Origin of the sequence: Streptomyces sp. NPDC093568, assembly GCF_044764945.1 — a bacterium.
Taxonomy (GTDB): Bacteria; Actinomycetota; Actinomycetes; order Streptomycetales; family Streptomycetaceae; genus Streptomyces.
Genome location: NZ_JBIWJD010000002.1, coordinates 42213 through 61490, shown reverse-complemented (window position 1 = coordinate 61490; position 19278 = coordinate 42213). Strand labels below are relative to the sequence as shown.

The 19278-nt window shown below is 65.5% G+C and carries 18 protein-coding genes, 1 other RNA gene and 1 pseudogene; 12 read left to right on the top strand and 8 right to left on the bottom strand.

Annotated elements, in window-relative coordinates:
* Window positions 1–22 precede the first annotated feature (22 nt).
* From ACIRD7_RS09775 to rnpB, 3 genes and pseudogenes are all read left to right on the top strand, one after another.
* Window positions 23–901, top strand: a complete 879-nt coding sequence (locus tag ACIRD7_RS09775; protein ID WP_403451872.1) for an AraC family transcriptional regulator — start codon at window positions 23–25, stop codon at window positions 899–901.
* Window positions 902–920: 19 nt separating this feature from the next.
* Window positions 921–1703: pseudogene (locus tag ACIRD7_RS09770) on the top strand (DMT family transporter); the annotation flags it as partial.
* 100 nt (window positions 1704–1803) lie between these two features.
* Window positions 1804–2205, top strand: an RNA gene (gene rnpB, locus ACIRD7_RS09765) — RNase P RNA component class A.
* A 228-nt stretch (window positions 2206–2433) separates the two neighbouring features.
* Here the strand turns inward: rnpB and ACIRD7_RS09760 are convergent.
* The 6 genes from ACIRD7_RS09760 to ACIRD7_RS09735 form a co-directional block, all read right to left on the bottom strand.
* The gene (locus ACIRD7_RS09760) at window positions 2434–3498 is read right to left on the bottom strand and encodes a tyrosine-type recombinase/integrase (protein WP_403451870.1); all 1065 of its coding nucleotides are present in this window, start codon (window positions 3496–3498) and stop codon (window positions 2434–2436) included.
* Window positions 3499–5295: 1797 nt separating this feature from the next.
* On the bottom strand, window positions 5296–5847 hold the full coding sequence (locus tag ACIRD7_RS09755; RefSeq protein ID WP_403451869.1) for an NUDIX domain-containing protein: 552 nt from the start codon (window positions 5845–5847) through the stop codon (window positions 5296–5298).
* Window positions 5844–7076, bottom strand: a complete 1233-nt coding sequence (locus tag ACIRD7_RS09750; RefSeq protein WP_403451867.1) for a hypothetical protein — start codon at window positions 7074–7076, stop codon at window positions 5844–5846. Before ACIRD7_RS09750 ends, ACIRD7_RS09755 begins: the two co-directional genes overlap by 4 nt.
* A gap of 14 nt (window positions 7077–7090) precedes the next feature.
* Window positions 7091–7567, bottom strand: a complete 477-nt coding sequence (locus ACIRD7_RS09745; protein ID WP_403451865.1) for a PPC domain-containing DNA-binding protein — start codon at window positions 7565–7567, stop codon at window positions 7091–7093.
* 23 nt (window positions 7568–7590) lie between these two features.
* The gene (locus tag ACIRD7_RS09740; RefSeq protein WP_403451864.1) at window positions 7591–8592 is read right to left on the bottom strand and encodes an asparaginase; all 1002 of its coding nucleotides are present in this window, start codon (window positions 8590–8592) and stop codon (window positions 7591–7593) included.
* A gap of 45 nt (window positions 8593–8637) precedes the next feature.
* A complete protein-coding gene (locus ACIRD7_RS09735) occupies window positions 8638–10122 on the bottom strand; it encodes a hypothetical protein (protein WP_403451863.1) in 1485 nt (494 codons plus the stop codon).
* 199 nt (window positions 10123–10321) lie between these two features.
* Between ACIRD7_RS09735 and ACIRD7_RS09730 the strand changes: the two genes are divergently transcribed.
* Together ACIRD7_RS09730 and ACIRD7_RS09725 are read left to right on the top strand one after the other, a co-directional pair.
* Window positions 10322–11233, top strand: a complete 912-nt coding sequence (locus ACIRD7_RS09730; protein WP_403451861.1) for a helix-turn-helix domain-containing protein — start codon at window positions 10322–10324, stop codon at window positions 11231–11233.
* Window positions 11234–11482 carry a DUF397 domain-containing protein gene (locus ACIRD7_RS09725; RefSeq protein ID WP_403451859.1) on the top strand — a complete coding sequence of 83 codons (249 nt, stop codon included), beginning with the start codon at window positions 11234–11236 and terminating at the stop codon, window positions 11480–11482.
* 117 nt (window positions 11483–11599) lie between these two features.
* On the opposite strand, the gene ACIRD7_RS09720 is transcribed toward ACIRD7_RS09725, so the two are convergent.
* On the bottom strand, window positions 11600–12634 hold the full coding sequence (locus tag ACIRD7_RS09720) for an aldo/keto reductase (protein WP_403451857.1): 1035 nt from the start codon (window positions 12632–12634) through the stop codon (window positions 11600–11602).
* A complete protein-coding gene (locus ACIRD7_RS09715) occupies window positions 12634–13089 on the bottom strand; it encodes an ATP-binding protein (protein ID WP_403451855.1) in 456 nt (151 codons plus the stop codon). The genes ACIRD7_RS09720 and ACIRD7_RS09715 overlap by 1 nt, the downstream gene beginning before the upstream one ends.
* A 710-nt stretch (window positions 13090–13799) precedes the next feature.
* Here ACIRD7_RS09715 and ACIRD7_RS09710 point away from each other — a divergent pair.
* From ACIRD7_RS09710 to ACIRD7_RS09680, 7 genes are all read left to right on the top strand, one after another.
* Entirely contained in the window at window positions 13800–14402 is a 603-nt protein-coding gene (locus tag ACIRD7_RS09710; protein ID WP_403451854.1) for a hypothetical protein, read from the top strand.
* Window positions 14399–15220 carry an aldo/keto reductase gene (locus tag ACIRD7_RS09705; protein WP_403451853.1) on the top strand — a complete coding sequence of 274 codons (822 nt, stop codon included), beginning with the start codon at window positions 14399–14401 and terminating at the stop codon, window positions 15218–15220. Before ACIRD7_RS09710 ends, ACIRD7_RS09705 begins: the two co-directional genes overlap by 4 nt.
* Before the next feature lie 136 nt (window positions 15221–15356).
* On the top strand, window positions 15357–16670 hold the full coding sequence (locus tag ACIRD7_RS09700) for a sensor histidine kinase (RefSeq protein WP_403451851.1): 1314 nt from the start codon (window positions 15357–15359) through the stop codon (window positions 16668–16670).
* Window positions 16667–17080, top strand: a complete 414-nt coding sequence (locus ACIRD7_RS09695) for a roadblock/LC7 domain-containing protein (protein WP_403451849.1) — start codon at window positions 16667–16669, stop codon at window positions 17078–17080. The genes ACIRD7_RS09700 and ACIRD7_RS09695 overlap by 4 nt, the downstream gene beginning before the upstream one ends.
* Entirely contained in the window at window positions 17077–17442 is a 366-nt protein-coding gene (locus ACIRD7_RS09690) for a DUF742 domain-containing protein (RefSeq protein ID WP_403451847.1), read from the top strand. Before ACIRD7_RS09695 ends, ACIRD7_RS09690 begins: the two co-directional genes overlap by 4 nt.
* Complete coding sequence (locus ACIRD7_RS09685; protein WP_403451846.1) at window positions 17414–18016, top strand: GTP-binding protein; 603 nt, start codon at window positions 17414–17416, stop codon at window positions 18014–18016. The genes ACIRD7_RS09690 and ACIRD7_RS09685 overlap by 29 nt, the downstream gene beginning before the upstream one ends.
* Complete coding sequence (locus ACIRD7_RS09680) at window positions 18013–19278, top strand: cytochrome P450 (RefSeq protein ID WP_403451844.1); 1266 nt, start codon at window positions 18013–18015, stop codon at window positions 19276–19278. Before ACIRD7_RS09685 ends, ACIRD7_RS09680 begins: the two co-directional genes overlap by 4 nt.

Here is a 19278-nt window from a genome sequence, read left to right as displayed (position 1 = left end):
GTCAAGCGGACGCGTCCGGGGCATGGAAACGGGGGCCCGCGGTGTTGGGTCTGTACGGCACAGGGGGTGCGAAGTGGGTGAACAGGCGCTGTGGACCAGGGCGCGGCTCGGCCGGGACGGCCCGGCCCTCGACCTGCTGACCGCCCGCTTCGACCGACACGTCTACGCCCCGCACGCCCATGACGAGTTCACGATCGGCGTCTGCGTCGGTGGCAGCGAGATCATCGACTACCGGGGCGGTCGCATCCGCCCCACCCCCGGCTCCATCGTCGTCCTGGCCCCGGGCGAGATGCACACGGGCGGCCCGGCCGAGACGGGCGGCTACGCCTACCGGGCCCTGTACGCCCCCACGTCCCTGCTGACCGACGGCACCCTCGGCACCGCCGCCCCGCACTTCCGCGACCCCCTCGTCCCCGACGACCCCGAGCTGGCCGCCGCCCTGAGCCTCACGCACGCCGAACTGGCCGCCTGCCCGGACCCGTTGGAGGCCGAGTCCCGCATCCCGTGGCTCATGACGGCCCTGACCCGCCGCCACTCCACCGCCCGGGCGACGACGGACACGGTCGCGGGCGCCGATCACATAGCGCGAGCGGTCCGCGACCGCCTCGCCGACGAGCTCACGGCCCCGCCCTCCCTGGCGTCCCTCGCCACCGACCTGGGCCTCTCCCGCTACCAGCTCCTGCGCGCTTTCCGCACCACCATGGGGATACCGCCGTACGCCTGGCTGGCCCAGTACCGGGTGAGCCGGGCGCGCGGCCTGCTGGAGACGGGCCTGCGCCCGGCGGAGGTCGCGGGCCTGGTCGGCTTCGCGGACCAGGCGCACCTCACACGCTGGTTCCGCCGCGTGCTCGGGGTGACCCCGGCGGCGTACCGCAACAGCGTTCAAGACACCCGGTGGTGACGGGGCCGAAACTCGCCGCATGACTGCACGCGGCTGGTTCCTGTTCGCCCTGATGAGCGTGGTCTGGGGCATCCCGTATCTGCTGATCAAGGTGGCCGTGGACGAGGTCTCCCCGTCCATGGTGGTGTTCGCGCGCTGCGCGCTGGGCGCCGCGCTCCTGCTCCCCTTCGCACTCCGCCAGGGCGGTCTGCCCCGGACGATACGGACGCACTGGCGCCCGCTGCTGGCCTTCGCCTGCATAGAGATCATCGGCCCCTGGTGGACCCTGACGGATGCCGAGCGCCACCTGTCCAGCTCCACGGCGGGCCTGCTGATCGCGGGGGTGCCGATCGTCGGGGTGGCCCTGGCCCGCTTCTTCGGCTCCACCGAGCACCTGGGCGTCCGCCGCCTGACCGGCCTCGCCCTGGGCCTGGCCGGCGTCGCGACCCTCACGGTCCCGCACCTGACGGGAGGCGACGCCCGCTCCCTCGCCGAGGTCCTGCTGACGGTCCTGGGCTATGCGACGGCCCCGCTGATCGCCGCGAGGTGGCTCAAGGACGTCCCCTCCCTCCAGCTCACCGCCGCCTGCCTGACCCTGGCAGCGCTGGTCTACGCCCCCGCGGCGGCGCTGACCCGGCTGTCCGCCATGCCCTCCGCCGACACCCTGACCGCCCTGGCAGCCCTGGGCGCGCTCTGCACGGCGGTCGCCTTCGTGGCCTTCCTGGAGCTGATCCGGGAGGTGGGCCCGACGCGGGCGACGGTCTTCACGTACGTCAATCCGGCGGTCGCGGTGGTGGCGGGCGCCGTCTTCCTGGACGAGCGCCTCACCGCGGGAATCGCCGTGGCCTTCGTCCTGATCCTGGCGGGTTCGGTGCTGGCGACAACGTCCCCCCGCAGGCCGGTACCATGGTCGACACGGCAGACGAGCCGGGCGGACGGCCGCGTGGAGTCCCTCAAGGGGCTTCCCGAGGAACGTCCGGGCTCCACAGGGCAGGGTGGTGGCTAACGGCCACCCGGGGTGACCCGCGGGACAGTGCCACAGAAAGCAAACCGCCCAGCGCTTCGGCGCTGGGTAAGGGTGAAACGGTGGTGTAAGAGACCACCAGCGCCTGAGGTGACTCAGGCGGCTAGGTAAACCCCACCCGGAGCAAGGTCAAAAGGGAGCGCCTTGGCGCGACTGCGGGGACGTTCGAGGGCTGCCCGCCCGAGTCCCCGGGTAGACCGCACGAGGCCGGTGGCAACACCGGTCCTAGATGGATGGCCGTCTCCCCGGCCGCCGCGAGGCGACCGGGTGACAGAACCCGGCGTACAGGCCGGTCTGTCCTGTTGCACCCCTCCGGCCCTGGTCAGAGCGGGTGTCCGCTCTTCCCTGCGCCTCCGGGGTCGAATCGGGGTCGAATCAGGCGGGTTGGCCGTTCCACGGGTCCAACTCACCCTTCGCGCCGCGATGGTTAGCCTCGTTGCGTCAATGAGTCTTGCACATCAGGGGCCGCTGGGGTCAAGTCCCCAAGCCCAGGTTCACCCGGCCGCGCGGGCCAGGCCTGCCAGCACTGCTACGCCGCCTGCTCGGTGTCAGCAGACTCCATCGGGCCGCGCTGATCCGGACCGAAGAGACGGCTGAATGTCCTTACCTTCACACCCTGTACGGCCACCGGCGGGTGCGCGTAGGTGTCCCACGTCTCGGAGAACTCGGCGTGCCGGGAGAGCGCCTGCACGGTCTTCGGATCGTGCCTGTCGATCTTGTCCGCGCCCAGCCGGGACGTGTAGAAGTGCTTGAGGTCGTGGAACCGGGTGCCCTTCGGGAGCCCGGCCCGTTCCACGGCCTTCCGCCACACGTCGTTGAAGTGACTCCGTGTCAGTGGCCGGCCCTGCACGGTGGTGACGATCAGCCCCTCGTCAGGCGGCGGCACGTAGCCCCGCTGACGGCGCTTCTGCTGTGCCGCCTTGGACACCGGCGCCGGCCCCTTGAAGTGGGTCAGATGGTAGGCGAGGCGCTGCATGAGGAAGTGATCAACCGGCAGCGTGGCATAGCTCGCCTTGGTCTTCAGCTTGGCTTTCTTGCCCTTTTGCCGCTGCTCCTCGACGTAGAGGAGATCTTGGTCCCAGACCACACGGCTTTCAAGGAGACCGAAGGCCTCGCCTTCGCGCAGGCCCGCACACGCTGCGATCCACACCAAGACCTCGTATCGCGGCTGGACTTCCCGCATGGCGCGCGCCAGGTCCGCCACTTGCTCGGGTGAGAGAGCGACCTCGACGCGATCCTCGACCTCGGGGAGATCGATCCGGGACACGATATTTGCCGGGAGTGGGACATCCGCGTCAACCATGTAGTTGACCAAGATGCGCCACGTCTTGAAGATCTGGACGACGTAGTAGGCCGACTCGATTCCCGGCTTGTCGATCAGATGATCCACAAGGGTTGTCGTATCCCGTCGCTTGAGAGTCTTGGCTATCCGGTTGCCCATGAACGGGACGATGTGAGTGCGCAGGTGGCTCTCGTAGGTGCCCGTCGTGTTCTCGTTCTTGTTCCTCTTCTTTCGTCCTTCGATTAGCTGTTCCGCGAACACAGCGACCTTCTCGTTCCCGATGTCGGGATCGACCCAGGTGCCGTTACGCATGTCCACCCGAACCTCGTCCAAGTGGTCGCGAGCCTCTTGCCAGCTGTCGAATGCTGGGCGCCTGGGCTTCCCGTTGGGGTCCGTGTAGCGAGCCTGCCACTGCTGGCCGCGGCCATGGTCAGCAGACGGGTAAAGCGGCTTCCTCTTGGTGCCGCACTTGCAGGGAGCTTCGCCTTCTTTCGGATATCTCTTGTGCCACCGATCAAACGGTGCATCGGACTCGGCCATGTGCCCCTTCCGTGGAAGAATCTCAACCTTTCTTAGCCTGTAGCACTTAGGAGTCCAGCGGCTTCGGTGAGCGAGCAAGCTCACCCCTCTTGATGCGCTCGAACAGGTCATTGACCTGCTTCTCGCTGTAGCGCACCCGGCTGCCATTCCTGTTTCCTTCCCGGTTTTCTCCTGGGCCGGGTCGGTAGTACGGGCCAAGAGGATAGGCGCGCAGAAGACCGCGATTGGTCCACCGGCGCCGCGTTGAAGGTGAAATGCCAAGTCGGTGTTCCACCTCACGGGGCATCATATAGCGATCGACGGAATCCGACGGAGTGGTTTCTGATGACCTTTTTGATTTGCTTGTCGCGGCGCCCGACTCTGCAATTTCGGGTGGACTCGAAGCCGAAACCCTCCTGCTTCTGAACCTGGCATCCGGCAAGATCCAGCCTCCTGTGGCCACGTCTCCTCACCCGTGGTGGGTTGACCTGGACGCCAAGCCCGCGGTGCGAGCGCGCCAGAACCATCCATCTACGGGTGTTTATGTATGAGGTGACGCTAGCTCAATCGCTCCAGATTCGACAGGTTTACTGTGCGCGTTATCAATGCTTATAGGACGTTATGTCGTAAACACCTGTAGAGAAAAGTGAGAGGCGTCGCCCTCGTATGCCGCTTCCAGCGGGCGTGAGGGCGGACTGCTGACCTACAGATGCGGGGCCAGAGATGCGAGTCGGTCCACGACGGCGGGACCTCTTGCGGATCCAACGGCCATGTAGATGAAGAGAGACTCCTTGTAACGCTGCGCGGCAAGTTCGGTGTCCCCGTATCCCCGTGCTCCTCCGTGGCGCTGCCCAAGAGTTCTAGGCCGGCGGGCTTGGCCGGCGAGTTGGCCGGCGGCAAGGCATACGTCGTGTGCGACACGCAGTCTGCGCATGTAGTCGGGCCCGGGGTGAGATTCCTCCGGGCGACCCGACTGCGAGCCTGTCGAGGCTCAATTGGCGGGGGCAGCGACGGAGCCGGGTGTGCCCGCTGCTACCCCGGATTGCAGAAACCCAGCACTTCTTATCGGTTCTCGCAGCCGTTTCAGGCGAAGATGCGAGGGGTCTCCACGTAGCAGTGCCTGATCTACGTCGAACCACAATAGAGGCCTCGATTAAGAATCGAACGCCCCTAGCGTACATACAGGAATACTTCGGCCTGCCGAAAGTGGTGACACGTGAGCATTTGCTGCCGACACCTGAAGGGTCCGACAGTGAGAGTGATGCTCGCCTGGAAGAGGCATTCGCTACCTGAATTTAGCGCGGCACGGGGATTCATTCTTAGGTGGCCATTTCTCTCCACTGAGTCGACAGGATGTTGACTCGAACTCCGCACCCACATCCCGGTCGACGCTTTCCCCGGCAAGCTCGGCCGAGTATTACCTAGTCGGCATCCGCGTAGGGGCTATGGATGAGAGCCTCCCCAGCGGGTGGCGCCGTCGCGATGGCGAGCGAGATGCAGGTGGCTAGGCAACGGTTTGCCATCCCTATAGCCGAGGTCCCACGAGTCCATGCCCATATGAATTTCGGTGTCTTGCCTGGCAGAGCACGGTCAGGCCAGCGTCGTGTCTGCTGGCAGCCTCCATGCTGGGACGCCGTTTTGCAGGTACCTAGGGATGCCGTCAGCCAGCGCTTTGAGTGCCTGGGCCGCGCGTGCACGCTGCCGAGCGGGGAGCAGGGAGAGCGCTTCGCCTGGAGGAAGGAACTGGAAGGCCTTGAGCTCGTCGTCCTTGATCGAGAGACTCTCGACTTGTTCAGGCGGTAGGACGCCGCCGTCGAAGATGAACGCGAGAAGGTCGTCCCATGGGCCGTGCGGCTCCACCCAGTCCACGCACAGCAGGCCGTGCACCTGGATGCTGCGGGTGTCGAGTCCCAGCTCCTCGCAGAGCTCTCGTGTGACGGTGTCAATTGGGTCCTCGTTGCCCTCCGACATGCCGCCTGGGAGGTCCCACCCGGGCTTGTACGCGGGGTCCACAAGGAGTACGAGTCCTTTGTGGTCTCGGATGAGAGCATCAGCGACCACGCGTTTCCTGGCCTGCTGTGCGTTGCCTGCTGCGAGGTATGCCTCACGCCCGGGTTCTCCTGGTTTGGGCGCATTGCTCATTCGGGGCGGCCTTCCGGAACGGTGAGACTGGCAAGCAGCAATTTACGGTGACGGGCCTCGGCGGTCATGCGTTCAAGCAGTTTACGGACGGATGACGTGCGTGCGTGTGGCACGAAGGCGTCCTGCAGGAGGTCGAGTTGGTGGCTGACGCGTACGGAACCAAGAACTTGGCTCATCCCGAGGAGTTCGTGCGAGATCTCACAGGCTGCGTCCAGTTGTTCTTGGGCAATCAGGATACGAGCGAGGGTCACCTGTCCAAGAGCCCGGCTCCGGGCACGGCTTGCATCGCGCAGCTTCAGGGCCCGCTCTGCTTCCTCGGCTGCTTCTGGGAGTCGGTGCAGGTCCAGCAGGACTGACGCCGATTCGCTCGCCAGCGACGCGTGGTCGAAGGGCGCTACCCAACCGGGAGCGGTCGAGAGGTCCGCGCCCTGGAGTTCTTCTTGGGCGCTGTCCAGTGAGCGCTGAGCTTGCGTGGCGGCATCGAGGCGCGCGAAGGCTCGGGCCTTCATAGCGTGCAGGCGCGCGGTGAGAACTGGCACGGGCTCGGTAGTACGCAGGCGCGCCAGACCGCGGTGGGCGAGATTGGCCGCTTCGCCGGCTTGACCGGCTTGGAGAGCGAGATGACTCATGCCGGCGTCGATGTTGGCGACAACTGCCGGTTCGCCGACTGCTTCCGCCAGCTTTAGCGCGCTGGTGAAATGCCCTCGCGCAACGTTGTCATGGCCGAGGTCGTGGGCCATCCAGCCAGCCATTTCCGTGAGAACGGCACCTGCAAGCAGTGATTCCTCGCTGCCGTGGCTGCCGGCCAGTCCGAAAAGACCGGGGGCGATCTCGTTGCGCAGGTAGAGCACGAGGGAGCTGTAGACGTGACCGCCGCCGAGTCGCCGATCGGCCAGACGGAAGGAAGCTACGGCGTCGAGATGGGGTGACGGGCCTGTCATCACACGCGTTACCGCATCTGCGGGGTGGGGCGGGCCGAAGAGGATCTCCGCAGGTTCGCCGAGGAGGTGCTCCAAGACCTTGCATGCGTCGGACCGCGGGGTGCCGAGGAGGTCGCCCTCAATCCACCGTTCGAATGTGGTCCGGGTGAGGATCACGGTGGCGAGTCGTCGGTTGCCTTCCAGTCGAGCCACTTCCTGAACGGCACGCTCGAAGTGGACGAGGAACGTCTCAAAGGTGTGCAGGCGACGTTGGTGGAGGACCTGGCGGAAGCGAGTCGGTCTGCGCACTGCCGCCTACCTTGCTACCGCGGGCTGCCGAAGCCGAGGATCGGGACATCCAGATGGGGGTCGCTACTGCGGACCAGGGCGGGCCCAGGCACGTCGGCGATCAGTTCCACCACAGGGATCTCACAGATGAACTGGACGCTGGCGTCCAAGAGGTGAGAGACGCGCCCTTCAGCGGACGAGTCCTTGATGCCAGCAGCGACGTGGATGTGGGGTGCGAGCGCGTCATTCTCTGTGTCCCAGGCGAGAGTGCCACCGCCAAGCCCCTCCAGGTACTCGACCTCAATGGACTCCCAGAGGGGCGCATCCGGGTTCTCAAGAGGCTTGCAATCGCCGACGAGGCGTGCTGTTCGGAATCCACCCACGAAGGATGGGATGTACCCGGACTGGATGTTGTGCTGGGCGCAGGCGGCGGCGAGGCCTTGGTAGAAATCGTCGCCGTGTTCAAGCACGACGACGATGTGTCGGCCAACGGTGAACTCGGTGGAACGCATGAGGGTCTCCGGGATGGGGTGAGTCAGCGGCGGGCGGCGAATGCCGCTTCGATCTCGCTCTGGGAGCTGTCGGCGGCCAGGTGCGCGCTGAGGAGCAACCGAGCCTTAATCGGGTCGAGGGTGCCGGCGCTGATGAGGCCGCGATTGAGTACGTCGCTTTCAGAGCCGGGGAACGCGTAGGTGTTCGCGAGTACGGGACCGGTGCCAATACGGGAGGCGAGGACGACGGGCATGGTGGCGGCTAGCGCTTCGAGTCGGTCGCACCAGGAGGCCGGGACGTGTCCGACGCCGAAGGCGGCGATCACGAGACCTTGGACCGTGTCCTTCAGCGCGTCCAGGATTGTGCCGTCGCTTCCGAGGGTTGCCATCACCACTTCCACGCGCGGGTGTTCGCCGCAGTTGGGGAGAGGAACGGGCGGTAGAGGCGTCACGGAGCGGTGGATACGGGGTGTGCCCTCGACTACTTGCCCGAGCGGTCCGGCACTGGGTGAGGTGAAGGCTCCGGGACTCGTTGTGTGGGTCTTGCGGACGTGACGGGCTGCGTGAATCTCGTCGCCGAGGACGACCAGCACGCCGAGGTCGCGGACGTCGGGTGAGACCGCAGTCTGTACAGCGGCGAGGAGGTTAGCTGGCCCGTCCGGGCCTGGCAGGCTCGGGTTGCGCATGGCGCCGGTGAAGACGATAGGAAGGCCAGTGGGGTGATACAGGTCCGTAAGGAAGGCAGTCTCCTCCAGGGTGTCCGTGCCTTGGGTGACCACGATGCCGTTGATGCCTTCAGCTTCGTACTTGGCGATGTGCTCGACGAAGGCGACAATGTCGGCAGGACGGAGTGAGGCGCCTGGCAACTGGCGGAAGTCCTCGACCGTAATCTGCGCGGCGGTGGCGAGTTCGGGTACGGCTGCCACCAAGTCAGCACCCGTCAAACGCGGCTTGACACCACCTGCATCAGTGCTGGTGCGGGTCATTGCGATGGTGCCGCCGAAGGTGACCACTTTGGCGGTGCTGCTTGGCATGGTGGAAGACACGTACTCCCTTTCAGTTCTGGGCGCAGAGGGATGTGCTTATCAGGTTCAGGGCTCGGGCGTGAAGCTGCCGAGGTACGACAGCGCGTCCTCGATGCCTTCAAGGGTCAGCAGTCTGCTTCGCGGGCGGACAAGGCCCGCGACACCGTGCTCCGCTAGTTCACGCGACCGACTGGTTACCCATCTCCAGTCGATGTCGAGGTAGCGTGCGAGTTGTTCAAGTCTGCTCCCCGGGGCGTCCCCCGTTAGGACGTCCGCCTGCTGCGCGTCGCCGAAGGCCGCCGTGTAGGAGCGCAGGTCACTGCGGCTGCTGGTTGTGGTGGCGACCCACAGTGCTTCTCCTTGGACGCGGACCCAGTTGGCGATTACAGCACGTTGCCCAGGGATGAGGGCGATTCCGTCCATCTCCTCGTAGGCGGGATCGGCGGTGACCCGGACCCGGATGCCATGGTGCTCCATCAGCGCAATGGCGAGCAGCAGCAGAACTCGTTCGTGACGGTCAGCGCCGGTGACAGATGTCTCGGGGATGCAGAACACTCTGGAAGTAGACTTCGACGTGGTCGCGAGGTTTCCCGTACGTTGCAGGTACTCGACCTTGTGCCGGAAGAAGAGCCAGGCGCCGGCCTCCGAGCCTGATTGCTCGCGAGTCCAGAAGGCAGGCACCTCGTTGGCCTCACGCAGCTGGCGTTCGATGTAGTGAGCGCAGAAGGCAGATCCCCACCAACTAGTACCCGCAGCTGTCAGATCCAGCATTAGTCGGCTCGGTGCAGACCGCGGGAGTGCAAGGTAGGTAACGAGGTTGCCGCTTTCCGCGTCGAGAGCGTGGTCGTCTGCCAGAAGGCCGTCGTCCAGTTGTGTGAGGAACCACACGAGCCCGTAGGTGATGTCATCGAGGAGGTAAGCCCGAGGGATGGAAACGGCGCTACGGTGAGCACCTACGGCGACACGCGTTCGGCGAGCCGCTGTGCCGTCGAGTACATACAGGTTGTAAGGGTCGTTGTGCTCGTCAACCCCTAGCAAGAAGCCTCGTCGCACTGGCTGTAAGAACCGATCCAGTTCGCGCTCGGGATCCAGGAGCCGTACGTCGTTGCCTTCTCCGGCGGGCCTGGCCTTCATCACGTTCACCGCCGCCGCGGTGCCGTCGAGGACATCCCTTCCGGTGAGTTCCCACACGCCTGTCCCTCGGGTTGCCATCAGGACGAGCCGGGAGGTGGAAGGCCACCGCCTCTCGATCACTTCCGCGGCCGGTGGACGCAACTCCTGCGTAGTGCGTGCAGGACCGAAGAGCTCATCGACTGGGATTCCGAAGAGATGCTCCAGAACCTCAGCAGCGTCCGCGCGAGGCCGGCCGCTCCAGACGCCACCAGCCCATCGGTCGAAGGTCGTCTGCCCGACTCCGACCGTAGCAAGGCGCTGTCGGCCGGTCTTGTGGGCCAAGTCCCTTGCAGCCGCAACAAAATGGACGGAGAACTCCTCCCAGCTGTCCCAGCCGCGCTCTTTGAGTAGAACGTGGAACCGTGTGGGGCGGCGCATGGCGGCCCTCCTCGGACGCAGGGTGGGGACGAGCTGCGGCCGGGCGCGCCCGATGGCGCGCGCCACCTGCCGCGACGAGACTCGTACGCATCGTGACCCTCGCTAGGATGCTCCGACGAGCCCTCAACTTGCAATATGAAGCAGCATAATGCTGAAAGTTTGGTTGTAGGGCGAGGACGGAGGAGGCACACTTGCCGTCATGCCGGATGCCAACGGATCCACTCCGTCCCTGACGCTGCGTGAGGTGGGTGCCCGCCTGGAGGAGCTAAGGGAGCGTGGCGGCCTGACGCAGAATGACGTCTGCGCGCGCCTCCTGGACCGCGACCCGCCGGTCAAGCTCGACCAGAGCACCTTGAGTCGCATCGAACGCGGTCAGCGCAAGCGCCTTCCCCGGGAACACGGCCTGGCTGGTGCGATCCTTGAGGCCATCGATGCAGATCCTAGTGACATTGCGGAGATCCTTGCGCTGCTGAATGCCGAGCAGACGAGTAGGAGCCCTCGGCCAGCCTTGTGGCGCCGAAACGCTGATGTGCTGGGCCCGATGCGTTTCGAAGGCTTCCTTGCTCTGGAACAGCAGGCGATCCGCGTGCGCAACTACCAGCCACGGATCGTTCCTGGACTTCTGCAGACCCGTGCGTACGCACTCCATGTCATCGAGCATATGCGTCCCGACCTACGTCCTGCGGAGGTCAGGGCTCTCGTTGACATCCGTCTTGATCGCCAGAAACGAAGCCGCCAGGGTGCACTTCATGACTTCCAGGCCCTCGTCGACGAAGACGGTCTGCGCCGTACCGTCAACGACCGGGCAGTCCTCACCGAGCAGTTGGAGCGCCTGGTCGATGAGTCCAACGATCCCAAGACCTCGATCAGGATCCTGCCGAGCACAGAGACGATCGGCTGCCATCCTGGTCTGGCTGGCGGCTTCGTGCTGATGGAATTCCCCGAGCCCGCGCGGTCCGTCGTGTGGCTTGAAAACATGGTCAGCTCGGGGTACTTCGACGAGGAGCTGTACACGGATCGCTACGCCGCGGCCTTCACGAATCTCTGGGCCATGGCCCCAGGACCGGAAGACTCACGCGCGCGCCTCAAGGAAATGATCAAGGAGTTGTAAGTGAGCAAGCAGCGGTCGCAGAAGCCCGACCCGTCCGAACTCGACCTGTCAGACGTCGAGTGGAAGGTGTCGAGCTACAGCGGCGGAGGAGGGGACTGCGTGAGGGTGGGCCGCAAGGACGACTTGATCCTCGTCGGCGACACCAAGAACCCCGACCGCCCGCCCATGGTGTACACCCTCAGTGAGGCACAGGCCTGGGTCCTGGGCGCACGTGATGGCGAGTTCGATGAAATGATTGGCCTGGCCTGAGTTCTTGAAATGGTTGTGGCCGACCCTCGGTGTATTGGGATCGGCCACCACCCCTTTCTTTCCCCCAGTTCAACTCTGAACTCTTGGATTGCCGCTTCGAACTCGGGCCCGTTGGGTTCAACTGACGCCTCCCGTGCAGGCCTTGGAAGTGTCGCGCCCGCCGCGCAGGCCTTGAATGCCCAACCGTATCTGGGACAGTACGTCTTCGATGTAGCCGAGCTCTCCATCCGTGAGCTCTACGGTTAGGCATCTGAAGCATTCGCGGACTCGCCGTTCATCCGTGATTCCGACGGCAACCACTGCGTGCGGCGTTCGTTGCAGGCGTGCTCGCAGTAGGATCTGGGCCAGAATTCCGGGCTGATGTCCGAACCGGTCGCCGAGGTCGCGCAGGCCGTGTTGCACGATGCTTGCAGCATTGCGGCTGGGGACTCTGAACAGTGGTTCCAAGACGTGGTAGTTGCCTTGGCCGGCGAGCAGCCCATGCGCAAGGGGCGAGGCAATGACCAGCCCGATACCATGTCTAGCGGTGAAGTGACAGAGATCGTTTCCCTGTTCGATGGACGGAGGGGGTTGGAGGCCGTTGGCTTGGGCCCAGATAACATCAGGCTCAATCTCTTCGACCAACCATAGAAAGCGCTGGATGCGCTCTGGGGAGTCAACATCCGTTGGGCCCCGCAGTCCAATAGCCCGGATCTGACCCAAATCGCGCATGGCGCGCAACTGTCCGATAACAGGGCTTAGATAGCGCTCGCCGGGACCGAAGTCATGCGAATCCAGTACGTAGACCCCGAGCTCTTCCATGCGGAGGTTTTCGAGTGTTTGTTCCAGCTGGTGCCGCACGCGGGGGCCGGCGTACGGGTGCGGGGCGGAGCCGCGCAGTCGACCGACCTTGCTGATGACAGGGATCCTGTAGTTTCTGTAGTCGCGGAGCACCTTTCCGATGAGGCGTTCGGCGCGGCCGTCTCCCAAGGAGTCTGCGGTGTCGATAAAGGAAGCACCCAACTCTATAGCTTGGCGGAGGCCCCTGAGGATCTCGCGGTCGTCAGCAGCGCCACTGGAAAGATCCCAACGGGTGCTGCCAGTACTGACGCCCAGAGGGGTCAAGGGTGCCCCGGGGAACAGTGCTCTTGGGGAAAGCCTGGAGCCACTCATTACGATCCCCTGGTCGGCTGGTGCAGGAAGACGGCAACTACCTTCTTCCCGGACTCGACCTTCACCACGTCCCAGCTGCTCGCCAGTTCCTGCATGAGAACGAGGCCACGCCCTCCTTGACTCTCTGGAGTGGGTGGTTTCGGCTCCCGGGGGATGGCGTCAACGTCTGTGCCGCTATCGCTCACCTGTAGGAGCACTCCCCTCGCGTAGCAGTCGACTGCCAGCTGCATGGGGCCGTTTCCAGGGACGTGGCTGTCGGCGTTGCAGACCAGTTCGGCGGCGACCAATTCGACGTCGTCCATGGATCTGGTGTCCACGCCGTCCAACGTTTCGCGCACCAGGTCGCGGGCGACCTTCTGGGGTCGCGCAAGGCCGGTGAGGTCGATGTGGGCGTGCGCGAGGGGCTCGCCAAGTGCAATGGCAGCGTGGGCCATGGCGGTTACGGGACTGGGCATGCCCTCGTCTCCTTGTGCTCTGAGATGCCCGGGGGGTGCGGACGTATGTAGTCCTCCGGACACCGTGGCCCATGAGCCTCTGGCGCGGTACACGGTGCTGCACCCCACTTCACCCCACTTGGCAGCGTGCCTCCGGTACGTCACGACGCCTATATGGGGTAATAGATTCCATTAGTTCCAATTTCACAGTCGCTTCGCGAGCATCCGGAGCCGCACAGGCTCGACGGGGAGCGATGTTGGCGAGGCGGAGCGCGGGACCGTCATTACGAGGGTGTGGGCGGCCAGCCATCGTGCCTGGCCTGGCCCGACGCGGATTCTCGTCGATAACGGCTGTGGTTTTCAGGGACCTTGGCGAGGGTGTCCTAGATCGTGCCCGGCCATAAGTCAAGAGGTTTGCGTGAAGTGGGGCGAAGTGGGGTGGGTGTGAATCCAGGGTGCCCAACGCCAGGCTGACGTCTCATCAACCGTCATGGATGCCTGGAAAGCCCCTATATGCGCGGCTGGCTCTGGCAAGTACTGCCTCCGATATGTGCCGCTCACCATCTTCAAGTGGGGAGAAGTGGGGAGGCGCTTCTCCTACCAAAGCTCCCTGCAACCGGCGAGTCTTTTGATCACGACCTCAACTGCCGCAGGCAAGCCAGGGCACTGCTGGAGCTTGAATGCCCCGCTGGTAGCGGCTGATGACCTTGCCCCGATGAAGGAAAGACATCGTGTTGAACCCTCCCACGTTGATTGGTGTCCTCGGAGCGCCCAGGTCCGGCAAGACCCGTCTGGCCTCTCTTCTCGACGCTGCGCTGACAGACAGTGGCTTGCGGGTGGTCCGTACGAGCGATCTCTCGCATATCCATGCTTCTGCACAGGGGTTTCCGACGATGCAGCGCCAGACCGAGCAGACCGCAGAATGGTTAATCAGCCAGGGGGCCGCGAATGAGATCGCAGCCGCCGCTGCTCGCGAGGTCGACGTCGTGCTGGCCGACGGGGTGTCCTTCTCGGCAGTTGCCGGCTACACCGCTGCTCTCGAATTCCGGGGAGAAGTGCCCGAGCCCCTGACAACGCGTCGGATTATGCAACTTGCCAGTGACAGGTTCGCGGCATTCGACCTGGCACTGGCTACCCTCTTCGATCCGAATCCAGAAGACGGAACGTGGGAATGCGGCGAGGTGCACTTCAGTGCGCTGGTCGACCAGCACGTACACCGCCTGCTGCGCAACTCGAAACAGCCCTATCTCGCCGTAAGCGAATCGACGGACAGTCAGGCCGAAGCAGTCCACCGGGTCATCCAGACCGCACGCAGGGCGGTGCTCGCAGCATGACGAGGTCACCTCTCGGTGGTCAGATCGAGATTGCCGGAAAGCAGGTATCACGACTAGGTCTGAGCACGATGCGCCTTACGGGCGCTTGTGCTTGGGGTGAACCAAACGATTACGGGGCAGCCGTCGCAGTCCTGCGTGCTGCAGCCGACACGCATGGCGTCACCTACATCGACACCGCTGACGCGTACGGCCCGCATTTCGCGGAGCAACTCGTGCGTGAGGCTCTGTTTCCGTATCGGGATGAGGTGTTGGTCGCGACCAAGGTCGGAGTCGTCCGGCCAACCGCGGACCATTGGGCTCCTCTTGGCCGTCCGGAGTACCTGCGCCATGCGGTGGAAGGCAGTCTCCGCCGACTCGATGTCGAGCGGCTCGACTTGTGCTACTTGCACTGGCTCGATCCGGAGGTCGCTGTGGCGGACCAGATCGGCACCCTGATGGAGATGCGGGCGGAGGGCAAGATCGGCCACGTCGGGGTCGTTAATGCAACCGAGGCCGATCTGACCCTCGCGATGATGCACGGCACGATCGCCGCAGTTCAGAATCGTCTGAATCTGTCAAAGGAGTTCGACCCGGTCCTCGACATGTGCGCGACCGCGGGCATCCCCTACGTGGCCAGCCGTCCTCTGAACTCGGGGAAGCTCGCTGCGGATCCTTTGAAGGCCCTTTCTTGGGTCCTTGCCCGTGGTCGGCATGTGGCTGCGATTCCCGCGACGTCGTCGTTGAGTCACTTGGAGGAACTGGTCGGCGCCGCGGCCGGTATGGGCGCTGATGGGTCAACATGCCATATGGCGCCACCAACCACCCCTTGTGGTCCGTAGGCCGCCGCCGGGGTGTGCCTGGAGACCGCGATGGTCTTGCCCCCCGTCGGACCGGAGTTGGTCCAGGTCGCGCCCCGGCGGCCGTAATCCGTGACACGACGTACTACCCCTTCCTTTCTGCACCCGTGAGGATCTGATGACCCCCCTGATAGAGCACGTGCTGGTATGGGCGCCGACCGGAGGCATGATCGCCGCCGGTGCCCTTGCACTGCACTACCGGCACAAAGCGGCTGAGCACCGCGACCGCGTTGGGACGCTGGCGACGCAGGCTGCCGCAACCGGACAGAGGGCGGTCGACGCCGAGCGGGGAGTGGCCGCGCGGGACGAGGAGGCCAAGCACTTGGCCGAGTCCCGTCTGCCGGCCCTGGTGTACGCGCTACAGCACGGAACCGGAGATATCGCTTCTGCTGGCGGCCTTCTTCACGCTCCGTTGGCCAGCAGCGTTACCGGGAGGGCGTATCTCTCGGTACTGGAACAGGTCAACGCCTTGGCCGCGCAGGCATCCGACCATGCTGAGGGGGTGGCCCGCTCGTCCTTGCAGACGGTCACGCGGTCCGTTCAAGCCCTGGTCTACGAGCAACAGAGCGCGATCACTCATCTGCTGGACACGGAGCACGATGAGAAGCTCCTGGAGTTGGTCCAGCCCATCGACCACGCGGCTAGCCAGCTGGCCCGCCGTCTGCAGATCCTCGGGGTCCTGACCGGCATGTGGCCGGGACGCATTCGTGAGGACGCGCCGCTTCTGGAGACGGTACGGGGCGGCGTGTCGAGAATCCGGGATTTCCGCCGGGTAGAGGTCCCCAAGGAGTCCGCACACTATGTCGCCGGCCGCTACGTCGAGCCCGTCGTACTCGCGGTGGCCGAGCTGCTGGACAACGCTGCCCGGCACAGCGCCCCCAGTACCCCGGTGGAAGTCAGCTTCCTCGAAACCCACCACGGCATCAGCATCCAGATTCACGACGCCGGGCCCGGCATGAGGCCCGAGGCTCGTGAAGAGGCCGCGCGCCGTCTCTCCGGACAGCACCCGGTCCGGCTCACCGAACTCCGCACTCCGCCCAGCTTCGGTCACCTCGGCGTCGGAGCCCTCGCCGCCCAGTACGGCTTCCGCGTTTCGGTTGACGAGGAACACTCGGTCCACGGTGGAGTCCGTGCGGTGCTGTACCTGCCCCGCGAGTTGCTCGCCGCTCCGCCTGCCGCCCCAAGTCCCGAGCAGGCCGTGCCGCAGCCGGCCGTTCCGGCGCCCGGCATTTCCCCCGCGGCACAACCCGCGCAGGAATACCCGGTGGCGGCCGACGGCCTGCCCGTCCGTACCCGCGCCGCCGCTCCGAGGACGGGTCCCACCCGTCCCGCGACGCAGACCCCACCCCCCGAGGCCGGCCAAGCGCTCGCCGCGTTCGTCCGCGGCACGCAGTCCGCACGTACCCCCACCGACGAGGAGTCGACATCGTGAGCAGCCCGACCCGCCCCAATCTGAGCTGGATCCTCGACGAGCTCGTATCGGCGCCTGATGCCCGCCATGCTGTGCTGCTGTCCGCCGACGGACTACAGATGGCGGCGTCCGAGGGCGTCGACCGCGACACGGCCGACTCAGTCGCCGCGATGGCCTCGGGCATGCAGTCCCTCAGCCGCAACGGCGCCGTCTTCGTCAGCAGCGGTGGCACCGCCTGGCAGCAGACGATGGTCAGCTTCAAGGACGGCTTTCTCTTCATCATCGCCGCTGCCGCAGGGGCCTTCCTGGTGGTCTCTGCCGGCCCCGATGTGGACATCGCGGCGTTCTCCTATCAGATGACCAAAACGGTCGAGCGCCTCGGGCCCGAACTCGCGGTCGCTCCCCGGCAGCCCCAGGCCGAGAGCGCATGAGCCAGGCACGGCGCGGTGGCGACCCGCTGGTGCGGACGTATGTGGTCACCTCCGGCCGGTCGCACGCCAGCCGCAACCACTTCGACCACATCACTCTGATCACCCTGTCCGAGTCTGCCGCCCACCTCAGCCGTGCCCAGCTCAACCCTGAACACGCCGCGATCCTGGAGAAGTTGGCGCACAGTGCCCAGTCGGTCGCCGAACTCGGAGCGTTCCTGAGGCTGCCGGTGAGCGTGCTGCGCATCCTGCTGGCCGATCTCATGGCGTCCGGTCACATCAACACCCTGCAGCGCATCACCGACGCTGCCAACACCACCCGCACGCTGCTGGAGGATGTCCTTGCCGGCCTTCGCAAACTCTGAAGCCTCGCCAAAACTTCGCGGGGACGAGCGCACCGCGAAGATCTTGGTCGCCGGGCACTTCGCTGCCGGGAAAACGACGCTCGTGCACGGCCTGTCGCAGATCGCTCCCGTCAGCACCGAAGAGGTGATGACGAGCGCGGGTGCGGATGTTGATTACACAGACCTGCCGGACAAGTCGAAGACCACTGTGGCCATGGACTTCGGTCGCCTCCATCTGAGTCACGACCTCGTTCTGTACTTGTTCGGTGCCCCTGGCCAGCCCCGATTCTTTCCGGTCCTTGAGGACCTCTCCATCGGCGCGCTCGGCGCACTGGTCCTGGTCGATACACGCCGTCTGGCCGAGACCTACCCGATCCTCCAGCTCGTCGAAAATCTCGGACTCCGGTACGCCGTCGCGATCAATGCGTTCGCCGGAGCGCCCGTCATCCCCGATCAGCGTCTGCGCGAGGTCATGGCCCTCGACGACGGCACCCCGCTGGTGTGGTGCGACGCCCGCGACCGGGACAGCTCCCGCGACGCGCTGATCGCCCTCATTCACCACCTGTTGACCCACACGCCGGAAGCCGCCCGATGACCACACACCCCCAGCCCTCCGCCGGGCAATGCCCGGCCCACGAGCAGACACCGCCGACCACCGGCCCGAACCCGATCTACGGCGACGCCTTCAGCGCCGACCCGCACGCCACCTATCGAAGGCTGCGCGCCCAGGGCCCGATCGTTCCGGTCGAGATCTCCCCGGGCGTGTACGGATACCTGGCCGTCACCTACCGGGCCGCCGTCTACCTGCTGCGCAACACCCCGAGCCGGTTCGCGAAAGACCCCCGGCACTGGGAGGCTCTGCGGCTGGGACAGGTGCCGGCCGACAGCCCGGCCCTCATGATGATGCAACCGCGGGACAACGCCCTCTGGAAGGACGGCCCCGAGCACACCCGGCTGCGTAACGCGATCAACACTGCTGTCGCCCAGGTCGACACCCACGCCCTGGCCGCTGCCGTCACCGGCATCGCCGACCAGCTGATCGACACCTTCGCCGCAACCGGGCAAGCCGACATGGTCGCCCAGTACTCCGACCCACTGCCGATGCTCACCGTCATCAACATGTTCGGCTGCTCCCAGGAGCTCGGCATGCGCATCGTCGGCGCCGTCACGCGCCTGTTCGACGGCGCGGACGTCGAACAGGCCAACGCCGAGCTGGAAGCCGCCTGCCTGGAGCTGACCCATCTCAAGCGGCGCGCGCCTGGCCGTGACGTCGCCAGCTACCTGATCGCGGCCGGCCTGACCGACGCCGAGATGGTCCAGACGATCCTGCTGGTCATCGGTGCAGCCGCGCCCCCGACCAGCAACCTCGTCGGAAACGGCCTGCGACGGGTCCTGACCGATCCCAGCTTCGCCGGGAGCGTCCACGCCGGAGTCCGGCCCGTGACTGACGCCCTCGAAGAAGTCCTGTGGGACAACCCGCCCGTGCCCAACTACAGCCCTCTGTACGCGATCGGCCAGCAGAGCTACGAGGGCGTGGACCTGTGGCCCGGCTATCCGATCCTCGTGTCCTTCGCCGCCGCCAACGGAGACCCGACCCTGGTGGTCGCCCCCGGCGCACGTGCGGGAAACAAAGGTCACCTTGCCTTCTCGGCCGGAGTACACGGCTGCCCGGCACCTGACCTCGGCCGTCTCATCGCCGAGACCGCCCTCGAACGCGTCCTCGACCGGCTCCCGGGCCTCGACCTCGCCGTGCCGGAGAACGAACTCCACAACCGTCCCGGCACCTTCCTGGCCGGCCTGACCGCGCTGCCCGTCCGCTTCCAGCCCGACACCCGACTCGCCCCGCACGGAAGGTGA

Excerpts from the sequence above, each read along its gene's own strand:
- ACIRD7_RS09775 (WP_403451872.1), top strand. The coding sequence starts at position 23 with ATGGAAACGGGGGCCCGCGGTGTTGGGTCTGTACGGCACAGGGGGTGC.
- ACIRD7_RS09760 (WP_403451870.1), bottom strand. The coding sequence starts at position 3,498 with ATGCGTAACGGCACCTGGGTCGATCCCGACATCGGGAACGAGAAGGTC.
- ACIRD7_RS09755 (WP_403451869.1), bottom strand. The coding sequence starts at position 5,847 with ATGAGCAATGCGCCCAAACCAGGAGAACCCGGGCGTGAGGCATACCTC.
- ACIRD7_RS09745 (WP_403451865.1), bottom strand. The coding sequence starts at position 7,567 with ATGCGTTCCACCGAGTTCACCGTTGGCCGACACATCGTCGTCGTGCTT.
- ACIRD7_RS09735 (WP_403451863.1), bottom strand. The coding sequence starts at position 10,122 with ATGCGCCGCCCCACACGGTTCCACGTTCTACTCAAAGAGCGCGGCTGG.
- ACIRD7_RS09730 (WP_403451861.1), top strand. The coding sequence starts at position 10,322 with ATGCCGGATGCCAACGGATCCACTCCGTCCCTGACGCTGCGTGAGGTG.
- ACIRD7_RS09720 (WP_403451857.1), bottom strand. The coding sequence starts at position 12,634 with ATGAGTGGCTCCAGGCTTTCCCCAAGAGCACTGTTCCCCGGGGCACCC.
- ACIRD7_RS09715 (WP_403451855.1), bottom strand. The coding sequence starts at position 13,089 with ATGCCCAGTCCCGTAACCGCCATGGCCCACGCTGCCATTGCACTTGGC.
- ACIRD7_RS09705 (WP_403451853.1), top strand. The coding sequence starts at position 14,399 with ATGACGAGGTCACCTCTCGGTGGTCAGATCGAGATTGCCGGAAAGCAG.
- ACIRD7_RS09700 (WP_403451851.1), top strand. The coding sequence starts at position 15,357 with ATGACCCCCCTGATAGAGCACGTGCTGGTATGGGCGCCGACCGGAGGC.
- ACIRD7_RS09690 (WP_403451847.1), top strand. The coding sequence starts at position 17,077 with ATGAGCCAGGCACGGCGCGGTGGCGACCCGCTGGTGCGGACGTATGTG.
- ACIRD7_RS09685 (WP_403451846.1), top strand. The coding sequence starts at position 17,414 with ATGTCCTTGCCGGCCTTCGCAAACTCTGAAGCCTCGCCAAAACTTCGC.
- ACIRD7_RS09680 (WP_403451844.1), top strand. The coding sequence starts at position 18,013 with ATGACCACACACCCCCAGCCCTCCGCCGGGCAATGCCCGGCCCACGAG.